The 6,093-nt window shown below is 58.4% G+C and carries 4 protein-coding genes; all 4 read right to left on the bottom strand.

Annotated elements, in window-relative coordinates:
* Positions 1-72 precede the first annotated feature (72 nt).
* On the bottom strand, positions 73-939 hold the full coding sequence (locus tag HMPREF2541_RS10500; protein ID WP_035581284.1) for an endonuclease/exonuclease/phosphatase family protein: 867 nt from the start codon (positions 937-939) through the stop codon (positions 73-75).
* An 82-nt stretch (positions 940-1,021) separates the two neighbouring features.
* Positions 1,022-3,346: a J domain-containing protein gene (locus tag HMPREF2541_RS12075; RefSeq protein ID WP_064103563.1), complete on the bottom strand. Its 2,325-nt coding sequence runs from the start codon at positions 3,344-3,346 to the stop codon at positions 1,022-1,024.
* 294 nt (positions 3,347-3,640) lie between these two features.
* Positions 3,641-5,350: a molecular chaperone HscC gene (locus HMPREF2541_RS10490; protein WP_064103562.1), complete on the bottom strand. Its 1,710-nt coding sequence runs from the start codon at positions 5,348-5,350 to the stop codon at positions 3,641-3,643.
* A gap of 371 nt (positions 5,351-5,721) precedes the next feature.
* The gene (rplS, locus tag HMPREF2541_RS10485; protein WP_003824892.1) at positions 5,722-6,093 is read right to left on the bottom strand and encodes a 50S ribosomal protein L19; all 372 of its coding nucleotides are present in this window, start codon (positions 6,091-6,093) and stop codon (positions 5,722-5,724) included.

Below are 6,093 nucleotides of genomic sequence, written 5' to 3'. Positions count from 1 at the left end.
GGTAACATATCTGCTAATCTAGTACAGCCCCAAACGAAATGGCGGTTTCAGGTAGCCTTTGCTGTTTTTACTTTATTGATGGGCGTATTCCACCAAGAGCGGCCGGTGGTCGGAGTGCTGCCAGGGCAAGGGGTGGGCGGAAACGTTTAGGCCTTTGGCTAAGGCGTGGTCGATATTGAGGAAAAACGGTTTCCAAGTGGGCGTGAAGTAGCGGGTGGCGGGGCGGCTGCCGCCTTCTTGCAGGAAACGGCGGAACAGCGGGGAAAACGGGCTGCTGTTGAAGTCGCCCACAGCCAGCGCGCGCGGTTCGGCGGCAAGGGCGCGGGCGGTTTCGGCCAGGTAGTGCTGCCGCGCCCCGGCCAGTTCGCTGCTGATGGGTGGCGGCGGGTGTAGGGCGTAGAGGGTGGTGCCGTCGGCAGTTTGGGCGCGGATATAGGGGTAGTCGCCAATCATGCGCACTTCGCAGGCGGCCAGCGGCTGTTTGCTCCACAGGGCGAGGGCGAAGGGGCTGTGTTCGCGGTGTTGGCAGCCGTGTGGATAGGCTTGGCGCAGGCTTTGCCAGCCGGGGTTGTCGAGATTGATTTCGCCCAGCGTGAGAAGGTCGGCCTGCTCGGCTAAGAGGGCGGTGCTTTCTGCTTCGGCGGCAGGATTATCGAGATGGACGTTGTACCAAACCAGCCGTGTGCCGCCGGCTGGGGCATCGGGCAGGGCGAAGGGCTGAGCCAGCCATAGCAGAGATGCGGCAGCACACACGAGCCACAGTGCACGCCACTTCGGGCGCGGCCAAATCGCGGCGAGAATGAAGACGGCAGCGTAGTGGGGCAGGAAATGGCTGAATAGTTCGGCCGGCCAAAACAGACTGCCAAGCTGGCCGATCAGCATTGCAGCTAGGGCAAGCAGAGCGAGGATGTGCAGGCGGGGGCGGAGAAAGGCGGACATGTTGTGGTTAGGGAGGTGTAGCGGGTGGGATGGAGGCTACCTGAAAAACGGGCGGGGCGGTTTTCAGGTAGCCTGTTGTATTTCAGACAGCCTTAGCTCCGATTTTCAGCAACCGGCATATCAGCCACAGCACCATACGGCGCAGCAGGATCGAAAGCAGTATGGCGGGGTAGAACAGCAGCAGGTTGTCGGGATACGGGCTGAGATTGGACCAGTTCAACAGAGCCAGCAGCATGATTGCGCCGGTGCCGATTTCCAGCAATACACCACTTTTCTCCTGCATGGCCAGCCGTGCAGTGTGTACGGGCAGCAGCAATAGCCACAGCAAAGCGGCAAAAATGATGCGCCATGGCAGGAGCAGTATGGTTAAACCGAGCAACTGATTGCCGGACAGTATCGAACCACCCAAGCTGGCCACACCCGTTAGCAATAGCAACTGCCACGGCAGTCGTTGGAGGGTTTGCAAACTGAGCGCCTGCCGAATCAGCCGCTCGATTTTGTCCAACCAGGCGGGGCGGTCAAACAGCAGATAGAAGTTGCCATTGAGCCAAAGCAGCGTGGCAGCCAAGATATAGCGGCCATAACCTTTCGGTATAGGAAAAGAGAAAATCAGGAAGGCGAGGCCGAGCAAGCAGAGATTGCTGGTGCTCCAGCCGGCCGTGTCCTCTTCAAGATGCCAAAAATAATATGTCCAACAGGCCAACAGGACGGCAAGGTAGCCGATATTCCACCAAGGCTCAGCGGGCAGCACAGGGGCAAAAAGCACGAGGATGGCCGGAGAAAGCAGTAAATGTATGGCTTTGCCCCAGCCTGTGCGGTATTTGAAATGATTAAAACTTTCACCCAAGCCGGGATTGAGCGACTCTAAGGCTGAATAAATATTGCTGCTGCCCACAGCATAAACAACCTGCATGGCAGCCAGGATGACTACCACCAACATAAAGTCGGCAAGTAAGTCAATACCGCCATTCGGGCTTCCTCCTGCGGCCAAGCTGCCAATCACGGCTGCTAGGATGCAGATAACCACCCAGGCAATACGGCAGCCGTGCCAGAAATCATAGCGCTTGTGTACGGCCGGGCGGTAGGTGTGCAGCAGCAGGCGTTGGCGGCGGTTGGCTTCGTCGGACAATTCCGGCCACAGCAGCATGGCGGCAAAGGCGGCAAACAGGCGGCGCATCAGGCCGGGGGGTGTGCCGAGGAAGCGGGCGAATAGGGCGGATACGGGCAGGCGCTTTTCCGGCTTGCTGCCGTCTTCGTCCGGCCCGGCAGCTTCCGGCTCGAACAGATGAATGATGTCGGCGGTGCGGCGGTATTCTTCCAGCCGCGCCAAGCCTTCCGGGTCGCGCACTTCTTGGAAGAAGGCGTGCGTCCAACCGGAGTAGTCGGCCAGGTGCGCCCACAAGAGTGGGTGGCGGATTTGGTTGTGGTGCAGAAAATCGAGGCAGGCTGCGGCCACATCACGATGTTCCTGTGGCGGTGCATTGTCGAGCATCCGGCTGGTTTCTGGCCAGCGGCGCAGCAGTTCTTCACTACCACCTTGCTTGAACCACTGCCGCCATTGCGTCAGCAGCTGTGTTGCGGCCTGGCCGATGGGCGGAACGAAGGAGTGTGGGTGCTGCGGTTTGGCACGATGTTTGGCCAGCTTGGCCGCTATCCTGCGGTATTCCTTGATCTGTTCTAGCTCGGCCGGGGTGAAGATGTTGTTGCGGAAGTCGGGATGGTGCCAGCCAAAGTAATCCGACCATTGCGCCCACAGCATACAGTCGTCGATTTGGTGGGTGCGCAGGAAGTCGGCGAATTGGCGGGAGGCATTTTCGGTTTCGCCCAGGGGCAGCTGCTCGAGCTGTTCGCGGATGTGCGGCCAGGCGGCTTCGAGCTCGGCCGCACCGCCACGGGTGAAGTAAGTTTCGATATTGCTGAGCAGGGCGGCGCAGGGGTCGCTGCCGTAGGGGTGGGGGCTACCTGAAAATAGTTCGTCTGCTTCGGGCAGATTTCCGTTTTCAGGTAGCCTTTCGTTTTCGGCCGTATTGGGATTAGGGCTACCTGAAAACCGGTAGGTGTGGTGTTCGTCGTGGCTGCCGGCCTGCCAAGGCGGTAAAGCATGATGGGAATCGGCTTGGCCGAATCTGCTTTGCTCGTTTTGGCGAAACTCACTTCGTTCGTTTTGGCGAAACTCGCCCTGCTCGTTTTCAGGTAGCCATTCGCTTGCCGGGAACGACCATTCTGGCGCGGCTTCGCCAGCGAGATAGGGGGCGATGGCGAGGGCTTCGTCAAATGCTTCGCGCAGGCGCTGATAGCCTTCGGCATCGTCGTCGGGGCGGGTGGTTTTCAGCAGTTTGGCGTAGGCGCGTTTGATGGCGCGTTCGTCTGATGTGGGCTCGATTTGCAGGATGTGCCAGCAATCCATGATGGGTTCCGGTGTGGTGTGGGGGCTGCCTGAAAACGAAGTGGGTTTCGCCAAAACGAGCAAGGCGAGTTTCGCCAAAACAGGGGGTGTGGGTTTTATAGTGAATTAAATTTAAATCAGGACAAGGAGGCGAGCCGCAGACAGTACACACGTTACGGCAAGGCGAGCCAACGCTGTACCGGTTTTTGTTAATTCACTATAGCGAAACCCACTTTGTTCGTTTTCAGGTAGCCTGCTTGTTGTTTTCCGTGCGGGTTTGGGCATGAATGCCCGGTTGGCGGTTTTCAGGTAGCCCTAGAGCAGCCAGCCGCCGTCGAAGTGGCGCAGGAATTCGCCGAATTCTTTTTGCGCGTGGCGGATGGCGTTGGCGTCTTGGCTCTCCAGCGTGCGCTCGAACTGCATTACGGCGCGGCCGATGGCCTGGCGCCGTTCGCCGAGGTATTCTTCATACAGGCGTTTGCCTTTTTCCAGCAGGTAGATGTTTTCCTGCTGCTCACGCGGGTGGACTTTGAGCGCGGCGAGGCGTTCGAGCGCGGCCTGCACTTCTTCTTCGCTCAGGTTGATGCTGTTGTGGCGGAAGGTTTGGTTGACTTTGATATTGAGGTCTTCGTTGCTCACGTCCACGTCTAACAGGCCGTTGGCATCGTAGCTGAAGCGCACGTCGATGTTCACTTCACCGGCGCGGCGCGGCGGCACGCGCACTTCGAGCTGGCCGAGCTCGAGGTTTTCGTTGGCCAGCACGGATTCGCCTTGCAGCACGCGAAGCGTGATGGCGGTTTGCCGGTCGTTCATGGTGGAATAGCCGGCCACGCGCGATACGGGCACGGGCATGTTGCGCTCGATAATCGGGCTGAAAATGCCGTGTGTGACGCTGCCGTCCGGCAGCTGTTCGGACACTTCCACGCCCAGCGAGAAGGGCATCACATCGGTGAGCACCACTTCCTCCACGTTGCTGTCGCGCGCCAGCAGGGCGGCCTGCACCGCCGCACCGCGCGCGATGGCCTCATCGGGATTGACCGAGGCTTTGGGAATACGGCCGAACAGCTGGGCGATGGTGTTGCGGACAACCGGCATCCGCGTGGCGCCACCCACCAGAATGATGCTGTCGATTTGGCTCGGGTGCAGCTTGGCGTCGCGCAGTGCACGTTCCAACGGCTGGCGCAACCGCGCCATCAGCGGTTTGGCGGCTTCTTGGAACTCTTGGCGGGTAATCGCGGCGGCGGCCATGCGGTTGCCCACGTTCACCTGCACTTCGGCCTGCATTTCTTCGCCGAGCCTGCGTTTGGCGGTTTCCAAAGCCTGCCACAGTTCGCTGCTGTCGGCGAGGCGGGCGCGTTCTTCGTCGCTCAATTCTTTGCATTTGGCCAGAAAAAGCTGGCGCAACACCTGCACGAAGTCTTCACCGCCCAAGTGGTTGTCGCCCGCGCTGGCGGATACCTGCACCACGCCGTCGAAATAATCGAGCACGGATACGTCGAACGTGCCGCCGCCGAGGTCGTAAATCAAAAATCGGGTGTCGTCGGGCTTTTCCTGCAGGCCGTAGGCCAAGCCGGCGGCAGTGGGTTCGTTGAGCAGGCGCAGCGCGTTGAGCCCGGCCATCTGCGCGGCGTTGCGAGTGGCCTGGCGCTGGATGGCGTTGAAGTAGGCCGGCACGGTAATCACCACATCGCGCACTTCTTCGCCCAAATCGGCTTCGGCATCTTCTTTAAGCTGGCGCAGCACCAGTGCGGAAAGTTCTTCGGCACGGAATTTCTTGCCGTTGAGCCGGAAGATTTTGTCGGTGCCCATGAAGCGCTTGAAGGCGGAGGCGGTGGCCTGCGGGGCGGTGCGCAGCCGCTCGCGTGCGGCCAACCCCACCAGTATTGTGCCGTCGTCCGCCACGCTTACCACGGAAGGTGTGAGTGTGTGGCCGAGCCGATTGGGAATCAGGCGGGTTTCGCCATTGATGAATTGGGCGACGAGACAGTTGGTGGTGCCTAAATCAATGCCGATTTGTGTGGTCATGGTGCAAAAGCGGTGAAGTGAAAGGGCATTATTTTAAGTGGAAACAGGCTACCTGAAAAAGCGGGCTGATGGGCGCAAAGGTAAAAGGCGGCGTGTAAGCAACAAGCTGGGAATATGGTGGCATGTGGTTGCGTATAGGTTACCTGAAAATGAATGGGGTGAGTTTCGCGAAAACAAAGGTAATGGGCGCTGCAGAATAGGTTTATGAGTTTCTACGAAGCTGAACTTTCAGGCAGTCTTTTATTATGCAGTATTGTGATTTGTATTCATTGTGTTATTCCAATACTCCTATACATAAGACAAAACAATTGGAGAGTCAAGTCGCAAACAAAAACCTGCCGCAGAGGGCAGGTTTTCGATGACAGCAAAGATTAATCTTCCAGTTTGCGGCCAGACAGTTTTTCTTTGATGCGGGCAGCTTTACCGGTGAGGCCGCGCAGGTAGTACAGTTTGGCACGGCGAACGTGGCCGCGGCGTTTCACTTCGATTTTTTCCACGTTGGGAGAATACAGTTGGAAAGTACGTTCTACGCCTTCACCGCTAGAGATTTTGCGCACAATGAAGTTGCTGTTCAGGCCACGGTTGCGGCGGGAAATTACCACGCCTTCGTAGGCTTGCAGACGGGTACGGTTACCCTCGGTTACGCGCACGGAAACGGATACGGTGTCGCCGGGAGCGAATTCGGGGATGGTTTTGTTCAAACGGGCGATTTCTTCCTGTTCGAGCTGTTGAATCAAGTTCAT

The sequence above is a fragment of the Eikenella sp. HMSC061C02 genome, from assembly GCF_001809035.1.
Taxonomy (GTDB): domain Bacteria; phylum Pseudomonadota; class Gammaproteobacteria; order Burkholderiales; family Neisseriaceae; genus Eikenella; species Eikenella corrodens.
The sequence above is the reverse complement of the archived record's forward strand: the minus strand, read 5'-3'. Positions and strand labels throughout refer to the sequence as shown.